Source organism: Caulobacter sp. GW822-FHT07D08 (assembly GCF_058798735.1).
The window spans coordinates 81,035-97,936 of sequence record NZ_JBXAKU010000008.1 but is presented as its reverse complement, the minus strand read 5'-3'; the positions used below and the strand labels follow the sequence as shown (position 1 = coordinate 97,936).

At 66.6% G+C, this 16,902-nt stretch carries 16 protein-coding genes and 1 pseudogene; 5 read left to right on the top strand and 12 right to left on the bottom strand.

Features of this window, described 5'->3' with window-relative positions; translation table 11 throughout:
- The first annotated feature begins 74 nt into the window (after positions 1–74).
- Complete coding sequence (locus AC1RJ9_RS16175; RefSeq protein ID WP_492837922.1) at positions 75–425, top strand: hypothetical protein; 351 nt, start codon at positions 75–77, stop codon at positions 423–425.
- Positions 426–778: 353 nt separating this feature from the next.
- On the top strand, positions 779–3,250 hold the full coding sequence (locus AC1RJ9_RS16170; protein WP_492837921.1) for a TonB-dependent receptor plug domain-containing protein: 2,472 nt from the start codon (positions 779–781) through the stop codon (positions 3,248–3,250).
- 74 nt (positions 3,251–3,324) lie between these two features.
- Here AC1RJ9_RS16170 and AC1RJ9_RS16165 read toward each other — a convergent pair whose 3' ends face one another.
- On the bottom strand, positions 3,325–3,870 hold the full coding sequence (locus AC1RJ9_RS16165; RefSeq protein WP_492837920.1) for a GNAT family N-acetyltransferase: 546 nt from the start codon (positions 3,868–3,870) through the stop codon (positions 3,325–3,327).
- Positions 3,871–4,143: 273 nt separating this feature from the next.
- On the opposite strand from AC1RJ9_RS16165, the gene AC1RJ9_RS16160 reads away from it, so the two are divergent.
- The 3 genes from AC1RJ9_RS16160 to AC1RJ9_RS16150 all read left to right on the top strand — a co-directional run bounded on the left by AC1RJ9_RS16160 (position 4,144) and on the right by AC1RJ9_RS16150 (position 6,720).
- Positions 4,144–5,745, top strand: coding sequence for a flavin monoamine oxidase family protein (locus AC1RJ9_RS16160; protein WP_492837919.1), 1,602 nt, complete (start codon positions 4,144–4,146; stop codon positions 5,743–5,745).
- 14 nt (positions 5,746–5,759) lie between these two features.
- A complete protein-coding gene (locus AC1RJ9_RS16155; protein ID WP_492837918.1) occupies positions 5,760–6,155 on the top strand; it encodes a c-type cytochrome in 396 nt (131 codons plus the stop codon).
- 82 nt (positions 6,156–6,237) lie between these two features.
- The gene (locus tag AC1RJ9_RS16150; protein WP_125159424.1) at positions 6,238–6,720 is read left to right on the top strand and encodes a RidA family protein; all 483 of its coding nucleotides are present in this window, start codon (positions 6,238–6,240) and stop codon (positions 6,718–6,720) included.
- A gap of 170 nt (positions 6,721–6,890) precedes the next feature.
- Here AC1RJ9_RS16150 and AC1RJ9_RS16145 read toward each other — a convergent pair whose 3' ends face one another.
- From AC1RJ9_RS16145 to ftsA, 11 genes and pseudogenes are all read right to left on the bottom strand, one after another.
- Positions 6,891–7,085 (bottom strand): hypothetical protein, encoded by a 195-nt coding sequence (locus AC1RJ9_RS16145; protein ID WP_492837916.1) that lies wholly within the window; start codon positions 7,083–7,085, stop codon positions 6,891–6,893.
- A 74-nt stretch (positions 7,086–7,159) separates the two neighbouring features.
- Complete coding sequence (locus tag AC1RJ9_RS16140; RefSeq protein ID WP_492837914.1) at positions 7,160–7,540, bottom strand: Rieske (2Fe-2S) protein; 381 nt, start codon at positions 7,538–7,540, stop codon at positions 7,160–7,162.
- Positions 7,537–8,544, bottom strand: a complete 1,008-nt coding sequence (locus AC1RJ9_RS16135) for a fumarylacetoacetate hydrolase family protein (protein WP_492837913.1) — start codon at positions 8,542–8,544, stop codon at positions 7,537–7,539. The genes AC1RJ9_RS16140 and AC1RJ9_RS16135 overlap by 4 nt, the downstream gene beginning before the upstream one ends.
- A 41-nt stretch (positions 8,545–8,585) precedes the next feature.
- Positions 8,586–9,863, bottom strand: coding sequence for a homogentisate 1,2-dioxygenase (hmgA, locus tag AC1RJ9_RS16130; RefSeq protein ID WP_492837912.1), 1,278 nt, complete (start codon positions 9,861–9,863; stop codon positions 8,586–8,588).
- A 152-nt stretch (positions 9,864–10,015) separates the two neighbouring features.
- Complete coding sequence (gene hppD / locus AC1RJ9_RS16125; RefSeq protein WP_492837911.1) at positions 10,016–11,077, bottom strand: 4-hydroxyphenylpyruvate dioxygenase; 1,062 nt, start codon at positions 11,075–11,077, stop codon at positions 10,016–10,018.
- Positions 11,074–12,261, bottom strand: a complete 1,188-nt coding sequence (locus AC1RJ9_RS16120; RefSeq protein WP_492837909.1) for an amino acid aminotransferase — start codon at positions 12,259–12,261, stop codon at positions 11,074–11,076. The genes hppD and AC1RJ9_RS16120 overlap by 4 nt, the downstream gene beginning before the upstream one ends.
- Before the next feature lie 130 nt (positions 12,262–12,391).
- Positions 12,392–12,859, bottom strand: coding sequence for an Lrp/AsnC family transcriptional regulator (locus tag AC1RJ9_RS16115; protein ID WP_492837907.1), 468 nt, complete (start codon positions 12,857–12,859; stop codon positions 12,392–12,394).
- 76 nt (positions 12,860–12,935) lie between these two features.
- Entirely contained in the window at positions 12,936–13,532 is a 597-nt protein-coding gene (locus tag AC1RJ9_RS16110) for a hypothetical protein (RefSeq protein ID WP_492837906.1), read from the bottom strand.
- Between the two features lie 103 nt (positions 13,533–13,635).
- Positions 13,636–15,174 carry a cell division protein FtsZ gene (ftsZ, locus tag AC1RJ9_RS16105; RefSeq protein ID WP_492837904.1) on the bottom strand — a complete coding sequence of 513 codons (1,539 nt, stop codon included), beginning with the start codon at positions 15,172–15,174 and terminating at the stop codon, positions 13,636–13,638.
- Between the two features lie 35 nt (positions 15,175–15,209).
- Positions 15,210–15,276 (bottom strand): annotated as a pseudogene (locus AC1RJ9_RS16100) (hypothetical protein).
- 275 nt (positions 15,277–15,551) lie between these two features.
- Positions 15,552–16,877: a cell division protein FtsA gene (gene ftsA, locus AC1RJ9_RS16095; RefSeq protein WP_492837903.1), complete on the bottom strand. Its 1,326-nt coding sequence runs from the start codon at positions 16,875–16,877 to the stop codon at positions 15,552–15,554.
- Positions 16,878–16,902 lie beyond the last annotated feature (25 nt).

Genomic DNA, 16,902 nt, shown 5'->3' with positions numbered 1-16,902 from the left:
TTACGACCGTTTCTGTCGCAATGCCCGCACATTCTGCGGATGTCGAGACTGGAGAAGCCCCAAAGGAACCTCGTATGTCGCGCTTTACTTGCTCCCCTTGGACCGTCGCGCCCGTGAACCAGGCCATGATCTCGGCCGTGCTCGACTTCGCCGACATCCATCGCGACCTGGGCGGCGGCCGCACCCTGCGCCGGATCAGCCATGAGCGCGCGGCGCGGGCCGACATCTTCCTGCTGCTGGGCCGCGACGCCGAGCGGGTCACTGACATCGGCCTGGTGTGGAACGATCGCGAGGATCAGATCGTCCGCATTACCGACGACGCAGAGCTGCGCGATTCTCGGATGTCCGCCTGGGAAGAGGCTTTCGACCTGTTCGAGACCGAAGAGACCGACGAAATGGCCGAGCCGATGCGCCTCGTCGCCTGAACCAGACCGCGCCGTCCGCCCCCTCCACCGCCTCCGCGTGCGGAAAAACGGCGCCCATCTGCTCAAAATCCGTGATCCGCCGCCGCGCAAAACGGCGCCCACAGGGCGCCGGCCTTTGTGTTGCCGATTTATTTCGGCGCGCCATTGCCGAAATCATCAACTTGGATCCCCATGAATAGATCGGATAGTACCCGATATATTTTTAGTACCCGCGTCAAAAATCATAAAAACGGGGAGAAAAACGTCGTGGAGAAGGGATTCATCACGCGTCCATAAAGACAAAGAGGGGGCTATTAATGACTCTGCGTTTCAAACCTGCCTTGTTGGCGGGTATTTCTGCGCTATCGGTTACTTTGGGTTACTCTATAACGGCATATGCCGCTGACGCGGCCGACAAGGCGCCGGACCAGACTGAAATCGACACCATCATCGTCACCGGCACGCGCCAGACGGGCCTGCGCGTCATCGACAGTCCCGCCCCCGTCCAGGTGGTCGACACCAGCACGCTGGAGCGCACCGGCGCGGTCGACCTGCGTCTTGGCCTCGCCAATCTGGTTCCGTCGTTCAACGCCCAGGCGTTCGGCGGCGACACCGCCAACCTGACCCTCTCGGCCCGTCTGCGCGGCCTTTCGCCTAACCAGGCCCTGGTGCTGGTCAATGGCAAGCGCCGCCACACCACCGGCAACCTCGCCGTTCTGTCGGGCGTCTATCAAGGCGCCGCCGCGGCGGACCTGGGCTTCATCCCAATGGCCGGCATCGGCCGCATCGAGGTGCTGACGGACGGCGCCGCAGCCCAGTACGGCACCGACGCCATCGCTGGCGTCGTCAACATCATCCTGAAGAAGAACCCAGGCGGCGGCTCGATCTCGGCCACGGGCGGCGAATATTTCGACGGCGGCGGTAAGACGGCCGGTGGCTCGATCAATATCGGCATGGCGCCGACCGAGAACAGCTATCTGAACCTGACGGTCGAGAGCAAATACCACGGCTTCTCCAACCGCGGCCTGGCCGATCAGCGCGTGTCCAACCCGGCCAGCCCCAGCTATTCGGCCGCCCACAACGCCGTCGAGAGCAAGATCGCCGGCTATCCGAACCTGAACCTGATCTCGGGCGACGCCGAGTACCGCCTGAACAACCTGGCCTTCAACGCGGGCGTCGAGCTGCCGGCCGATTTCGAGATCTACTCGTTCGGCACCCTCGGCCACAAGGACGCCTCGGCCTACGAGAACTACCGCCGCTACAACCGCATCATCGGCAAGATGGGCGCGGCCCTCGACATGCCGTTCCCCAACGGTTTCAGCCCGCGTGAACGGATCATCGAGGACGACTACGCCCTGACCCTGGGCGTATCGGGCAAACTGGCCGGCTGGGACCTCGACGTCTCGTCGACCTACGGCAAGGACGACATCGAGGTTCGCGTCGAGGATTCGGCCAACGCCAGCCTCTATGTCGACACCTCGACCGCCACGACCAAGGGCTTCAGCCCGACCTCGTTCCACGCCGGCAGCTGGCGCACCACCCAGTGGACCAACAACATCGACCTGCGTCGCGGCTTCGACGTCGGCCTGTCGGCGCCGGTGGACGTCGCCGTCGGTTACGAGCAGCGTCGCGACACCTACCGCATCGGCCAGGGCGACGCCGCCTCGACCTACAAGGAAGGCTCGCAGTCCTATCCGGGCTTCCAGAAGACCGACGCCGGCGGCCACGCCCGCACCAGCTGGGCGCTGTACGGCGACGTCGCCGCCACCCCGGTTCCGGAGTGGAAGATCGACGCGGCCGTCCGCTACGAGAAGTTCAGCGACTTTGGCGACACCACCGTCGCCAAGCTGACCAGCCGCTACGACTTCAGCGAGATGTTCGCCATCCGCGGCACGGTCTCGACCGGTTTCCGCGCCCCGACCCTGGCGGAATCCTACTACTCGGCCACCAACGTCTCGCCGACCAGCGCCTTCGTGCAACTGGCGCCGAACTCGGCGGCCGCGCGCCTGCTGGGTATCGACGCGCTGAAGCCCGAGAAGTCGAAGAACTACAGCCTCGGCATCGTGGCTCACCCGATCCCGAAGATGACGGCGACCATCGACGCCTATCAGATCAACCTGAAGAACCGCATCTTCGGTTCCAGCTCGGTCTACGGCCTGCGCAACGGCGTCGTGGTCAACGCCAACGTCAACGCCGCGATCGCCGCCAACGGCAACGTGCTGGACAGCACGGTGGCCAGCACCGGCATCAACATCTTCTCGAACGGTCTGGACACCCGCACCCGGGGCCTCGACTTCGTGGTCGCCTATCCGACCGACCTGGGCGGCATGGGCCGCATCGACTGGACGCTGTCGGGTAACTTCAACAAGACCAAGATCACCAAGGTCAAGGCCGCCCCGACCGCCCTGGCGACCACCAGCACCGCCTTCCCGACGGGCCAGGTCCTGTTCGCCGGCAACGCCGCCTCGCTGCTCGAAAAGGCCGCGCCGAAGTACAAGATCGGCCTCAACGGTCTCTACACCTTCGGCAAGCTGTCGCTGTCGCTGACCGAGACCTTCTATGGCAAGGCCTCGGCCCTGTCCGACCCGGGCACCGGTCCGCTGCTGAACACCGTGGCCAGCAGCGCGGCGATCACCGACGCCGAGCTCTCGTACAAGTTCCCGGTCGGCGTCACCGCCGCGATCGGGGCCAACAACCTGTTCAACAAGTATCCGGACAAGCTCACGGCCGCGTTCCAGACCGCCTGTATCGCTTCGGGCGGCGGCTGCGTGACCCAGTACCCCGGCTTCTCGCCCTACGGCATCAACGGCGGCTACTACTACGGCCGACTGACCTACGCCTTCTAAGGCTGGGGCCAGGACTGAAAAGCGAGGGGCGGGCCGCGAGGTCCGCCCCTTTTGCTTTTCCTACCCCTGGGAGGCTACAGCGCCTTCCCCATCCGGATCAGCGGCACCCGGTAGCCGTTCGAGGTCACCGCCTCGAACGGCTCGATCTCATGGTAGCCGCACGCACGGTACAGGGGCGCGCCGCCCAGGGTCGCGGCCATCTCCACACGGCTGAAGCCCTCGGCGCGGGCGGCGGCCTCGCAGGCGTCAAGGATCAGCCGACCGACGCCTTTGCGCGTATGGTCAGGGTGGGTGTACATCGCCCGCACCCGCGCCGCGTCGGTCTTCGGATCCAGAAAGGCCGCGTCGCGCCCCGCCGAGTGGTCGCCGCCGAACAGGGTGGCGCGCCGGCTCCAGCCGCCGCAACCGGCGATCGCGTCGCCATCCTCCACGACGAAATAGGCGCCGTCGGCGATCAGCTGGGTGTCCAGGCCCATGATCTCGAACGAGGCTTTCACACCCTCCGGCGGCAGGAACGCCCCCAGCAGTTCGCCGATCGCGCGGTCCATCAGGGCCGACATGACCGGCATGTCCTCGGGACGCGCCAGGCGCAGGCGAAGGCTAGGTTTGGACGAATTCATAACGTCTCCATCACGGCGCGGCCGGGGTCTCGGAAAACAGGGATTCGGCATGACGTCGGACAATGTTGTTCCCTCGCCCACCGATCGCTCATCGACCGCCTCAGGCGCCCAATGGCGAGGCGACTAACATGTCAGTCTCCGTCTCGACTGAAAACGGATTGCGCCAGCGAGGCGGTAATTTCGAGATGGCGGCGTTCCGGCGCGGCAGGGCCCGCCGGCCTCGAGTTCGACGCCCCAGGGCGCCGACCGATAACGAACGGGCGGGGTTGGTTTATGAGTGGATTGGACGCGTCTTCGTCGGGTGGCGTGCTTACACGTCGTCGGTTCTTCGAAAGCCTGGCCGCGGTCGGCGGCATGTCGCTGGTTCTATCGGGCATGGAGGCGCTGGGCTACGGCATGGCCTCGGCCACTGAGCTGCCGCCCGAGCTGACCGGCGGGGCCAAGAACACCAAGATCGTCATCCTGGGCGCGGGCCTGGCGGGCATGACCGCCGCCTACGAACTGAGCAAGGCCGGCTATCAGGTGCAGGTTCTGGAGGCGCGATCTTTTGCCGGCGGCCGCTGCCAGACGGCGCGCAAGGGTTTCAAACATACCGACCTGATCGGTCACGAGCAGACCTGCGAGTTCGACGAGGGCCAGTATATCAACCACGGCCCGTGGCGGATCCCGTACCACCACCGCTCGACCCTGCACTACACCAAGAAATTCGGGGTGCCGCTGGAGAGCTTCGTCAACGACAACGACGCGTCCTATGTCTATTTCGAGAAGGCGTCGGGGCCTCTGGCCGGCAAGCCGGTGCGCAAGGGTGAGATCGCCGCCGATATCCGCGGCTACACCGCCGAACTGGTCGCCAAGGCCGCAAGCCAGGGCCAGCTCGACGCGCCGCTGACCGGCATCGATCGCGAGAAGTTCGTCTCCTACCTCGTCACCGAAGGCCGGCTGTCCAAGGACCTCGCCTACAAGGGCACCGAAGGGCGCGGCTTCTCCGTCCATCCCGGCGCCGGCGTCGATCCCGGCCCCGGCAAGGAATTGCCGCCCTTCGCCTTCAAGGATGTGCTCGACAGCAACGCCTGGCGGGTGCTGAGCTCGGTCACTGGCTACGAGCAGCAGCGCACCATGCTGCAACCGATCGGCGGCATGGACCAGATCGCCAAGGCCTTCGAGAAGCAGGTCGGGTCGATGATCCGCTACGGGGCGGTCGTCGAGAAGATCAAGCAGTCGCCCACCGGCGTCACGGTCTCGTACAAGGGCGCCGACGGCAAGAAGGCCGAGGTCACCGCCGACTACTGCCTGTGCACCATCCCGCTCAGCGTGCTGAAGCAGATCGACCTGGACGCCTCGGCCCCGTTCAAGGCGGCGATGGAGGGCGTGGCCTATGCGCCGGTCAACAAGATCGGCCTGCAGATGAAGAGCCGCTTCTGGGAGGACAACCACCACATCTACGGCGGTCACATCTACAACGACATCGCCGGGATCAACTCGATCACCCTGCCCTCCTACGGCTGGCAGGGGCAGAAGGGCGTGCTGCTGGGCTACTACGCCTTCGGCGGCGAGGCGGCGCGGATCAGCGCCAAGACCCCGGCCGAGCGCGCCGCCTTCGCCGTGGCGGCCGGCCAGAAGATCTTCCCGGAATACGCCGAGAACTTCGACAACGCCTTCTCCTTCAGCTGGCACCTGGCCGAGTACAATCTGGGCGGCTGGGCCGAATGGGGCGAAGGCGGCCGCAAGAACAGCTATCCGACGTTGTGCGAACCGGACGGCCGCCTGTACCTGGCCGGTGAGCACCTCAGCTATCTGGGCGGTTGGCAGGCCGGGGCCATCGAGTCCGCCTGGCAGCAGATCGGCAAGATCCACGCCCGCGTGTCGCAAGCCTGAGACCAGAAAAGATGATGACCAAAGCTTCCCGCTTCGCCGCCCTGGCGCTGGTCGCGACGATCGCCGCGCCGGCGTTCGCCTCGGCCGCCACGCCGCAATCGCAGTTCATGGACAACTGCTCGGCCTGCCACCAGGCGACCGGCAAGGGCGTCAAGGGCGCCTTCCCGGCCCTGGCCGGCTCGCCGCTGGTGCAGGGCGATCCGAAGATCGTCATAACCACGGTGCTAAATGGCCGCGCGGGCATGCCGGCCTTCAAGGACGACCTGACAGACGCCGACCTGGCGGCCATCCTGACCTATGTCCGCGGTTCGTGGGGCAACAAGGCCTCGGCCATCAAGCCCGCCGAGGTCGTGGCCGCCCGCAACGCCGCCAAGGCCGCCGCCAAGGCGCGCGGCCTGCAGGCTCACTAGCCGAAGCGTAACAGCCGAAAGTGGGTACCGGTTTCGGCGCCCGTCACGCGTCAATGTTTGAATTCCACAGGGAGAAGACCTCATGAAACGCCTCATCGCCCTCGCCGCCGGCATTGCCGCGCTCGCCGGCGCCGCCCACGCCCAGGAGATCGTCCGTGGCGGCGATCCCAAATCGGCCATCGCCAGCGTCGTCACCGTTCCGGCCGGCTACGACACCATCTATGTCAGCGGCATGACCCCCCCGGTCATCGACGAGAAAGCCACGGGCGTGGCCAAGTTCGGCGACACCAAGACCCAGACCCTGGGCGTGCTGGGCCGCATCGAGGCCGCGCTGAAGACCCAGGGCGCGACCATGGCCGACGTCGTGATGATGCGGGTCCTGCTGGTCGGCGATCCGGCCAAGGGCGGCAAGATGGACTTCGCCGGCATGATGGAGGGCTACAAGACCTACTTCGGCACCGCGACCCAGCCCAACAAGCCCTCGCGCATCACCAGCCAGATCACCTCGCTGGTCGCCGACGGCATGCTGGTCGAGATCGAGGTCCAGGCGGCCAAGAAGAAGTAGGGCCAGCCGAGCGCTTCAATTTCATCGCTACGCGAAATTAATTTCGTGACAACGTTGTCAAGCGCGTTTCAAACGGCTATATGGAAATCAGCCCTTTCGGGCGTTTCCTCCCAATGACTCGGCCGCCTTCTTCTCCTGGAAGGCGGCCGTTCTTTTGTCTGAAGCTCGGTTCAGGCCGAGATGTTGACCAGCACGCCCGTCAGTTCGCCGGTGGCCTGGCCCAGCGCCGCGCCGGCCGCAGCGGTCGCCTTGGCGTTGGTCTGCGCCACCGCCAGCTGGGTCAGGTCGACGATCGCCGCGGCGGCTTCGCTCGAAGCCGCCGGACGCGGCGTGTACTGGGCGGTGTTGGTGGCGGAAACCTGCACGTCGAGTTCCTTTCGGGATCGAAGGCAATCTGGTCGGCAAGCCTTAAGCGGACCTGACCAAACAGGGTTAACCCTCAGGCCGTGACGATCCGTCCCTCGCGCGCTTCGACCGGCCAGGGCGATAGCTTGGCCCCCACGCAGGGACCGCCGACGCAAGCCCCCTCCTCCACCGTGAACATCGCCCCGTGCCAGGAGCACATAATCAGGTCTCCGCCGGGCGTCAGGTAGCGGTCCAACGCCTGAGCCAACGGCAGGCCGGCGTGCGGGCAGCGGTCGACATAGCCGAACACCGCCTCGCCTCGGCGCACCACGAAGCCGTGGAAGCGCTTGTCGCCAATTTGCAGCACATAGTTTCGCGCCGCCCCATCGGCGATCAGGTCCAGCGGGCCGAGATCGATCCCGGCCCGCGTTTCCCAGATCCGGCCTACGGGCGCGGCGGCCGTCTCTTCGTTCAAACCCGCTCGACCGTCTGCTCGATGGCGCCGAAGATCGAGTGGCCCTTGGCGTCCTTCATCTCGATACGGATGGTGTCGTCGCCCAGCAGGAACGGCGTCTTGGCCGCGCCGGTCAGGATGGTCTCGACCGTGCGCAGTTCGGCGAGGCACGAATAGCCCAGGCCGCCCTCGCTGATCGGCTTGCCGGGACCGCCGTCCTCGCCACGGTTCGACACGGTGCCCGAGCCGACGATCGTGCCGGCGCTCAACGACCGGGTCTTGGCCGCGTGGGCGACCAGGGTCCCGAAGTCGAAGGTCATGTCGACGCCGGCGTCGGCGCGGCCAAAGTCCTTGCCGTCCAGCTCGACCAGCAGGGCGCCATGCAGCTTGCCGTCCTTCCAGGCCTCGCCCAGCGCGTCGGGCGACACCGCCACCGGCGAGAAGGCGCTGGCGGGCTTGGACTGCACGAAGCCGAAACCCTTGGCCAGTTCGGCCGGGATCAGGTTGCGTAGCGAGACGTCGTTGCAGAGCATGACCAGGCGGATGGCGGCCAGGGCCTCCTCGCGGGTCGCGCCCAGCGGCACATCGTCGACGATCACCGCGATCTCGCCTTCCAGGTCGCAGCCCCAGCTGGCGTCGGCCAGGGGGATGGTGTCGCGCGGGGCCAGGAAGCCGTCCGACGCGCCCTGGTACATCAGGGGATCGGTCCAGAAGCTCTCGGGCATCTCCGCGCCGCGCGCCTGGCGCACCAGCTGCACGTGGTTCACATAGGCCGAGCCGTCGACCCACTGGAACGCGCGCGGCAGCGGGCTCAGCGCTTCGTGCTCGTGGAAACGCTCCTTCGGCACCGAACCGTGCTCGAGGCTATCGGCCAGCCCCTGCAACATCGGCCCGCAACGCGCCCAGTCGTCCAGCGCGGCCTGCAGGGTCGGCGCGATGGTCCCGGCGTCCGTGAACCAGGCCAGGTCGTTGGAGACCACCACAAGCCGGCCGTCACGGCCGCCCTTGAGAGACGCGAGCTTCATGGGCGCTTCCTTGTTTCTTCTAGTTACGACAGGCATCGTTCCTAAGGCAGCTTGGCCTTGGGGAAGCCCGTCCAGCAGGCGTCATAGTCACCCTGAAGCGCGGAAGTCTCCAGAGCGAACTTCGTCGGCCGGATCACCCAGCGGCTTTCGAACATGAAGGCCATGGTCCCGTCGATCTTGTGCGGCCCCAGCTCGGCCTCGGTCGCCTTGCTGTGGCTGGCGACGTCGGGCCCGTGATCGCTCATGCAGTTGTGCAAGGACGAACCGCCAGGCGAGAAGCCGCCCTCCTTGGCGTCATAGGCGCCGTGGACAAGGCCCATGAACTCGCTCATCACGTTGCGGTGGAACCAGGGCGGGCGGAACGTGTGCTCGGCCACCATCCAGCGCGGCGGGAAGATCACGAAGTCGCAATTGGCCGTCCCCGGCGTGTCGCTGGGCGAGGTCAGGACCGTGAAGATCGACGGATCGGGATGGTCGAAGCTGACGGTGTTGATCGTGTTGAAGCGCGACAGGTCGTAGCGGTAGGGCGCGAGATTGCCGTGCCAGGCCACGACGTCCAGTGGGCTGTGGTCCCACTCGGCGGCCCACAGCGATCCCTGGAACTTCTGGATCACCAGGGTCGGTTCGTCGACGTCCTCGAACGCCGCCACGGGCGTCTCGAAGTCGCGTGGATTGGCCAGGCAGTTGGAGCCGATCGGCCCCAGGTCCGGCAGCTTGAAGGCCGCGCCGTAGTTCTCGCAGACATAGCCGCGCGAGGGGCCGTCGACCTCGACGCGGAACCGCACGCCGCGCGGGATCACCGCGATGTGGCCCGGCCCCGCCGTCAGCACGCCCATCTCGGTGACCAGGGTCAGCACGCCCTGCTGCGGCACGATCAAGAGCTCGCCGTCGGCGTCGTAGAACACGCGGTTCTTCATCGACGCGTTGGCCAGATAGAGGTGAACGCCGATGCCGTTCAACGTCGCCGCGTCGGCGTTGCCGGCCAGGGTGACCAGGCCATCGACGAAGTCGGTCGGCGCGGCGGAGATCTCCAGCGGATCCCAGCGCAGGCGGTTGGGCGTCACCGGGCCATGGAAGGCCGAGACCAGCTTGTCCTGGGCGTAGGGCGCGTACGGGCCGTGCCCGGCGCTAGGCCTCAGACGGTAGAGCCAGCTGCGACGGTTCTCGTGGCGCGGCGCGGTGAAGGCCGTGCCGGACAACTGCTCGGCATAGAGCCCGAATGGCACGCGTTGCGGCGAGTTCTGGCCTACCGGCAGCGCGCCGGCCACGGCCTCGGTGGCGAAGTGGGCGCCGAAGCCGGTTTGGTAGCGGAGGTCCATGTGCGTTCCGAACCCAATTTTCTTGTCATCCCGGACGCCCTGAAAGGGCGATCCGGGACCCAGGGGCTGGCGCACTGCGGTCGCCCCTGGGTCCCGGCTCTACGCTACGCTTCGGCCGGGATGACAACGAAGGGTAATTTCGAGCCCTAGGCTCAAGCGTCGACCGTGATCACCCCACGGCGGATCTGGTCCAGCTCGATGCTCTCGAACAGGGCCTGGAAGTTGCCGTTGCCGAAGCCTTGGTTGCCCTTGCGCTGGATGATCTCGAAGAAGATCGGGCCAAACAGGTTCTCGGTGAAGATCTGCAGCAGCAAGCCTTCCTCGCCGACATTGCCGTCCAGCAGAATACGGTTCTTCTTCAGGCGCTCCAGATCCTCGCCGTGGCCGGGCACGCGTTTGTCGACCAGCTCGTAATAGGTCTCGATGGTGTCCTGCAGCTTGACGCCCCGGGCGCGCAGCTTCTCGACGGTGTCGTAGATATTGTCCGTGGTCAGCGCCAGGTGCTGGATGCCCTCGCCATTGTACTGGCGGATGAACTCCTCGATCTGGCTCTTGTCGTCCTGGCTCTCGTTCAGCGGGATGCGGATGGCCTTGTCGGGCGCGATCATCGCCTGGCTGAACAGACCCGTGGCCTGGCCCTTGATGTCGAAATACTTCTGCTCCTCGAAGCCGAAGACGTCGCGATAGAAGGTCGACCAGGTTCGCATCTGGCCGCGCTTGACGTTGTGTGTCAGGTGGTCGAGCAGGTCGAGGCCGACATTATTGGCGCTTTCCGCTTCCGCCGCGCCGGCCACCGGGGTCCAGCTAGCGAACACCGCGTCCGCGCCTTCGACCAGGTACAGCATCGAGCCGCCGATGCCTTCCAACACCCGCGCGCCCTCGCCCAGCACCGTGGCCGAGGCGTAGGCCGCCACGGCGCCGCGCTTCAGGGCCTCGGCATAGGCCTGCTCGACATCGGCGACGCCGAACGCCATGCCGTTGGCCGACGGGCCGTGGGCGGCGCGGAACGCGGCCACCTGGCCGGTCGCCTCGTCATTGACCAGCAGGTTGATGCGGCCCTGCTTGTAGCGGGTCACGGCCTTGGTCGGGTGGGTCGAGGCGGCGACGAAGCCCATCTGCTCGAACAGGCGCTTCATGGCGGCCGGTTCGGGGCTGGTGAACTCGACGAAGACGAAGCCGTCCAGGCCCAGGGGATTGTCTTGGGTCACGGTCATGCCGGTTCTCCCTGCAGGCAGGCGTTCAGCGCCCGCGCGAATGTGTCGATGGTGTCAACGGTCAGGCCGGCCAGATTGATGCGGCCCGAACTCGCCATGTAGATCGCGTGGTCCTCGCGCAAGCTGGCCACCTGGGCCGGCGACAGCGGCAGCAGGGCGAACAGGCCGTGCTGTCCGGCCAGCGGTGCCAGCAGCGGAACCGCCGTCGCCAGACGCTGGCGCAGGTCGGCGACGCGGGCACGCATGGCGTCCAGTTCGGACCTCCAGAGCGTGGTCAGCGCCTCGGATTCCAAGATGATACGCACCGTGGCGGCGCCATGATCCGGCGGCATCGACCAGTTGGTGCGCGCCAGGGCCCGGATGTTGCTGGCGGCCAGATCCAGGGTCGCCGCATCGCGGGTGAGCGTGTAGAGCGCGCCGACCCGCTCGCGATAGAGGCCGAAATTCTTGTCGCAGGAATAGGCCAGAAGGCCATCCTCGGCCGCCGCCAGAACGAGGCGCATGCCCGCCGCGTCTTCCTCGAGCCCAAGGCCCAGGCCCTGATAGGCCAGGTCGATCAGCGGCACGATCCCCTTGCGCGCCACCAGTTCGGCGATCGCCGCCCATTGCTCCAGGCTGTAGTCGGCGCCCGACGGGTTGTGACAGCAGGCGTGCAGCAGCACCGCGTCGCCGGCCCTCGCCGTCTCCAGCGCCGCCATCATGTCGTCGAAGCCGATGCGCTGGGCGCGCTGGTCGTAGTGGCGGAAGGTGACGGTCTCGACGCCCAGCTGGTCCAGGATCTGGGTGTGGTTGGGCCAGCTCGCCGCGCCGATGAACATGCGGATGTCCGGCTTGGCCGCCTTCAGCAGTTCGCAGGCCAGGCGCACCGCGCCGGTGCCGCCGGGCGTCTGCACGCCGAACACCTCGTGGTCGACCGCATCACCGAAGATGATCGGCTTCAGCAGGTCCAGAAAGCCGATGTCGCCCTCCGGACCGAGGTAGGACTTGGTGGCTTGCGTGTTCAGCAGGATCCGTTCGGCGGCCTTGACGCATTCCAGCACCGGCGTCGCGCCGTGGTCGTCGCGGAATACGCCGACGCCCAGATCGATCTTCCCGGGGCGCGGATCGCGGCGATACAGGCCGATCAGCGACAGCAGGGAGTCCGGGGCCTGGGGCGTCAGGCCGGTGAATACGGAGTAGGTCATGGCGCTTTCCGGATGGACGACGGAAAGCAGCTTATCGCGAGGCTGAAGTCAGAACGTGGCGATGATGACCTTGATGAACATCAATTCGGTCACATCATGCCAACCAATCGCCCTACCGGGCCAGATGTGATCAGCCCAGATAGTCCAGCGGCAGGGCCGTGGAATCCTTGACCGTGTCCAGAACGAACGCCGAGCGCACGTCCTTCACCGCCGGCATCTTCAGCAGGCGTTGCATCATCAGATCGCCATAGGCGTCGAGGTTCGGCGCCACCACCCGCAACAGATAATCGTAGCTGCCGGTCATCACGTAGCAGCCGACGACCTCGGGCTCGCGCAGCACCGCCTGCTTGAACGCTTCGGCCGCGCCTTCGGTGTGGTCGACCTGCACCTCGACATAGGCCAGCACGCCCAGCTGGGCCTTGCGCCGGTCCAGCAGCGCGACATAGCCGCTGATCAGCCCCGACGCCTCCAGCTGCTTGACCCGCCGCAGGCACGGACTGGGCGACAGCCCCACCCGTTCAGCCAGATCGACGTTCGAGATCTTTCCGTCTTCCTGCAGGATCTGCAGGATCTTCCGATCGGCGCGGGTGAGCTTCATCGTGACCTGATCGAGCTTCAGACTGGCAGATTGCGCCAATATAGCTGAATTTCACGGCGCCGAGCAGCCCTCGATGCTAGGTGGTCGGAGGGTCCGAGCGCAGTCGCGCGCGGAATTCGTCCAGTCGAGCGCGATAGCCTTCGGCGTCGCCGAATTCCAGGAACTCGTAGTAGCGCCGGTGCGGGTCGGAGACCTTCACGGCGTGTTTGATCGGGCACCAGTATTGCTCGGTTCTGCTGGAGACCTCGCGCACATAGGCGACCAGCCCGTTGGCGTAGCCGCAAAAGGCGCAGTTGAGACGTTCGATGACATTGAGATAGCCCAGCCGACCGCGGTCGAACGCGATGTAGTCGCGACGCTGGACCCGCGGAATGCCGTAAGCCCGGAAGCAGATCGCCTGATAGGCGCTCACCCAGGCGTCGACGATCACCAGCGGGATGATCAGCGAATAGATCACCGGCGCGGTCAGGACGACGGCCGGCGACGTGCGACCGAAGAACTTGACCAGGTTCAATCGCAGCCGACGATGCTCGGCCGCCACGCCCATTTCAAACTCGCCGATCTTATTGGTGAGCGCCCAGCCCAGCACCTTGCGGCGGCGTTCGATTTCCCGGTCGAGCTCCGCCTGGAGGCCGACAATCTGGTCGGCGATCTCCTTCATGCGCTGGGTCATGGGCGGCCTTCTGCTGTGCGCCAAATTCCTAAAGCAAAACGCCCCGGGGATGACCCGGGGCGTCTCTCGATCACGTCTTGCGTCCCCCTGTTGGGGCCGCCTTTCAGTTTGCCAGTCGGCGCAGGAAGGACGGGATTTCCAGGTCCTCGCCGTCGTCAACCTGCGGCGCCTCGATCGGCTGCAGCTGCGGGCGGGCGCTCTGGGCCGAACGGGCCTGCGGCTGGGGAGCCGACGAAGCCTGCTGCTCGTAGCGCTGACGGCCACCGCCGAACATCGAGAAGAACCCGCCGCCCTGCTTCTGGGGGCGACGCTCTTCGTAGTAGTTGTTCTCCGGGAACAGCGGCTCCTCGGCGGCGACGTCATCGACCATGGGGTCGACGATGCGGGTCACCGTCCGGGCCGCGGGCGCGGCGATACGCGGCTCTTCAGCTACACGGGGTTCGTCGTAGTAAAGCTCGGCTTCCGGCTCCTGAGGCGAGGACATCACGACCTCAGGCTCCTGAGCGGGCTCGGGCGCGAAGGCCGACGACGGACGCTCGGCCGGGCGGGCGGCTTCGTAGCGAGCGGTCGGACGAGCCGGTTCCGGTTGCGGCGCCGGGGCGCGCGCGGTGTCGGCGATCAGCGGCTGGGTCGTGGTGTTGCGCGAGACCGGCTTGGGCTCGATCTGGGCGATCGAGGCGCCGTCCATGCCGGTGGCGACCACCGACACGCGGATCACGCCTTCCAGCGACGGGTCGAAGGCCGCGCCGAAGATGATATTGGCTTCAGGATCGACCTGGTCCGAGATCGCGTTGGCGGCCTCGTCGACTTCCAGCAGGGTCATGTCCATACCGCCGGTCACGTTGACCAGAACGGCCTTGGCCCCCTTCAGCGAGACTTCGTCCAGCAGCGGGTTGGCGATGGCGTTCTGAGCGGCCATCAGGGCGCGGTCTTCGCCAGCGCCCTCGCCGGTGCCCATCATCGCCTTGCCCATCTCGGTCATGACCGTGCGGACGTCGGCGAAGTCGAGGTTGATCAGGCCTGGCAGAACCATCAGGTCGGTGATCGAGCGCACGCCCGAGTGCAGCACCTGGTCAGCCATGCCGAAGGCTTCGGCGAAGGTCGTGCGTTCGTTGGCGACGCGGAACAGGTTCTGGTTCGGAATGACGATCAGGGTGTCGACGTAGCGTTGCAGCTCCTGGATGCCGCTGTCGGCCAGGCGCATGCGGTGACGACCTTCGAAGTGGAAGGGCTTGGTCACGACGCCGACGGTCAGGATGCCGCGCTCACGGGCGCACTTGGCGATGATCGGCGCCGCGCCGGTGCCGGTGCCGCCGCCCATGCCGGCGGTGATGAAGACCATGTGGGCGCCATCGAGGTGCTCGCCGATTTCCGGGAAGCTCTCTTCGGCGGCGCTCATGCCGACTTCTGGATGCGCGCCGGCGCCCAGGCCCTGGGTGATCTGCACGCCCAGCTGGATGCGACGGTCCGTCTTGGCGAACTGCAGCTGCTGCGCGTCGGTGTTGGCCACCACGAACTCGACACCTTCGAGGCCCGCCTCGATCATGTTGTTCACAGCGTTGCCGCCAGCGCCGCCGACACCAAACACCACGATACGCGGCTTCAGCTCAGTCGTACGCGGCGCGGAAAGAGAAATAGCCATGGGACCCTCGCGTCCTTAACGCCGAAATCGTCGAACTAGACCTCGGCGACACCCGATCGCCCAGGATTGCCTCGACGATCGTGTTAACAGAACAACCACCATCGTTAATCGGCAGTTAACTGCATAATCTGAGTCGTGATCTGGTCGAGCGCGACCGTGGGATAAATTGTGGTCTATCAACAGAATCTCTTGGCGAACCAAGGGTTCCGCCGGGGATCCACAGGCGCGTGCGACCGAACGACGCTGAACGACAATTCTGGCGAATATAGGCGCGGCCGGGAAGCAAAAGGCCCGGTCGAGACATTCGACCGGGCCCAAAGAGTTAAACTGTAGAGTTACTCACGCTTTAAACTTCGAGCGTCGGAACAGCGGCGCCGTTAGAGGTTGTCCCTCAGCCAGGCGGCCGCCTTGGCCATCGGGCTGGCGTTGGGGTCCAGGGGTCGCTTGCGCGACACGTTGCCGGCCAGGGCCTTGCTGGACACCGCTTCGCGCGGGCCGAAGGCGGTGCGGTGCAGCGTGCCGGCCGCGGCGCAGAAGGCGGGGCCGGAAGCGGCGTCGGCCAGGTGCGGCACCCGGCGCGGACGACCCAGGCGGACCGGACGGTCGAACACACGCACGGCGACTTCACGAACGCCGGCCAGCTGGCTGGCGCCGCCCGTCAGGACGATGCCCGCGCCCGGCTCGACCGGCGCGCCCGAGGCCTTCAGGCGCTCGCGCAGCAGTTCCAGGGTCTCTTCGACGCGCGGCTGGATGATGCCCTTGAGCAGGCTGCGCGGGGCGATCACCGGACCCGCGCCCGGATCGTCGCCGCGCGGCGGAGCCTCGATCATCTCGCGGTCCTCGTTGGCCGAGGCGATCGCCGAACCGTGCAGGGTCTTGATGCGCTCGGCGCCGACCACCGAGGTCTGCAGGCCGCGGGCGATGTCCTGCGTCACGTGTCCGCCGCCGACGGCCAGGCTGTCGACGTGGCACAGGGCGCCGTTGTTGAACACAGCCACCGAGGTCGAGCCGCCGCCCATGTCGATGCAGACCGCGCCCAGGTCCATCTCGTCCTCTTCCAGAGCCGCCAGGGCCGAGGCGAACGGCGCGGCGACCACGCCCTCGAAGGACAGGTGAGCGCGTTCGACGCAGTGGGCCAGGGTGTGGAAGATGTTCTCGTTGACCGAGACCACCAGCAGCTCCAGGCCAAGCGAGCGGCCGAACATGGCGCGCGGATCGCGGATGCCGCGCTGGCCGTCGACCGACCAGGCGATCGGCAGAAGGTGGATCGGCTTGCGGCCGGGAATACGGACCTGCGCCAGGGCCGCGGCGATGGCGCGCGACAGGTCGGCGTCGCCGATCGGACGGGCGCCCAGCGAAACCTGGGTGTGGACGCGGTTGCTGCCCAGCTGGCCGCCGGCCGTGCAGACAGACACGCCCTGGACGTTGACGCCGGCCACGGTCTCGGCGCGCTCCACGGCCTGGGCGATCGCCTGGGCGGCCTCGTCCAGGTTGACGATCGCACCGCCGCGCACGCCGCGCGACTGGACGTAGCCCACGCCCGCGGTCGTCAGGGTGCGGTTGTCGCGGTGGACGCCATCGGCCTTCATGATGAAGCAGGTGACCTTGGAGGCGCCCAGGTCGACGGCCGCGATGGCGGGCTGGCGCACGAGCGTGGCCTTCAGGCCCTCACGCGCCTGCTTCCGTTCCTCCAATCGCGACATCGCTATCGTCACCTCAGTCATCACT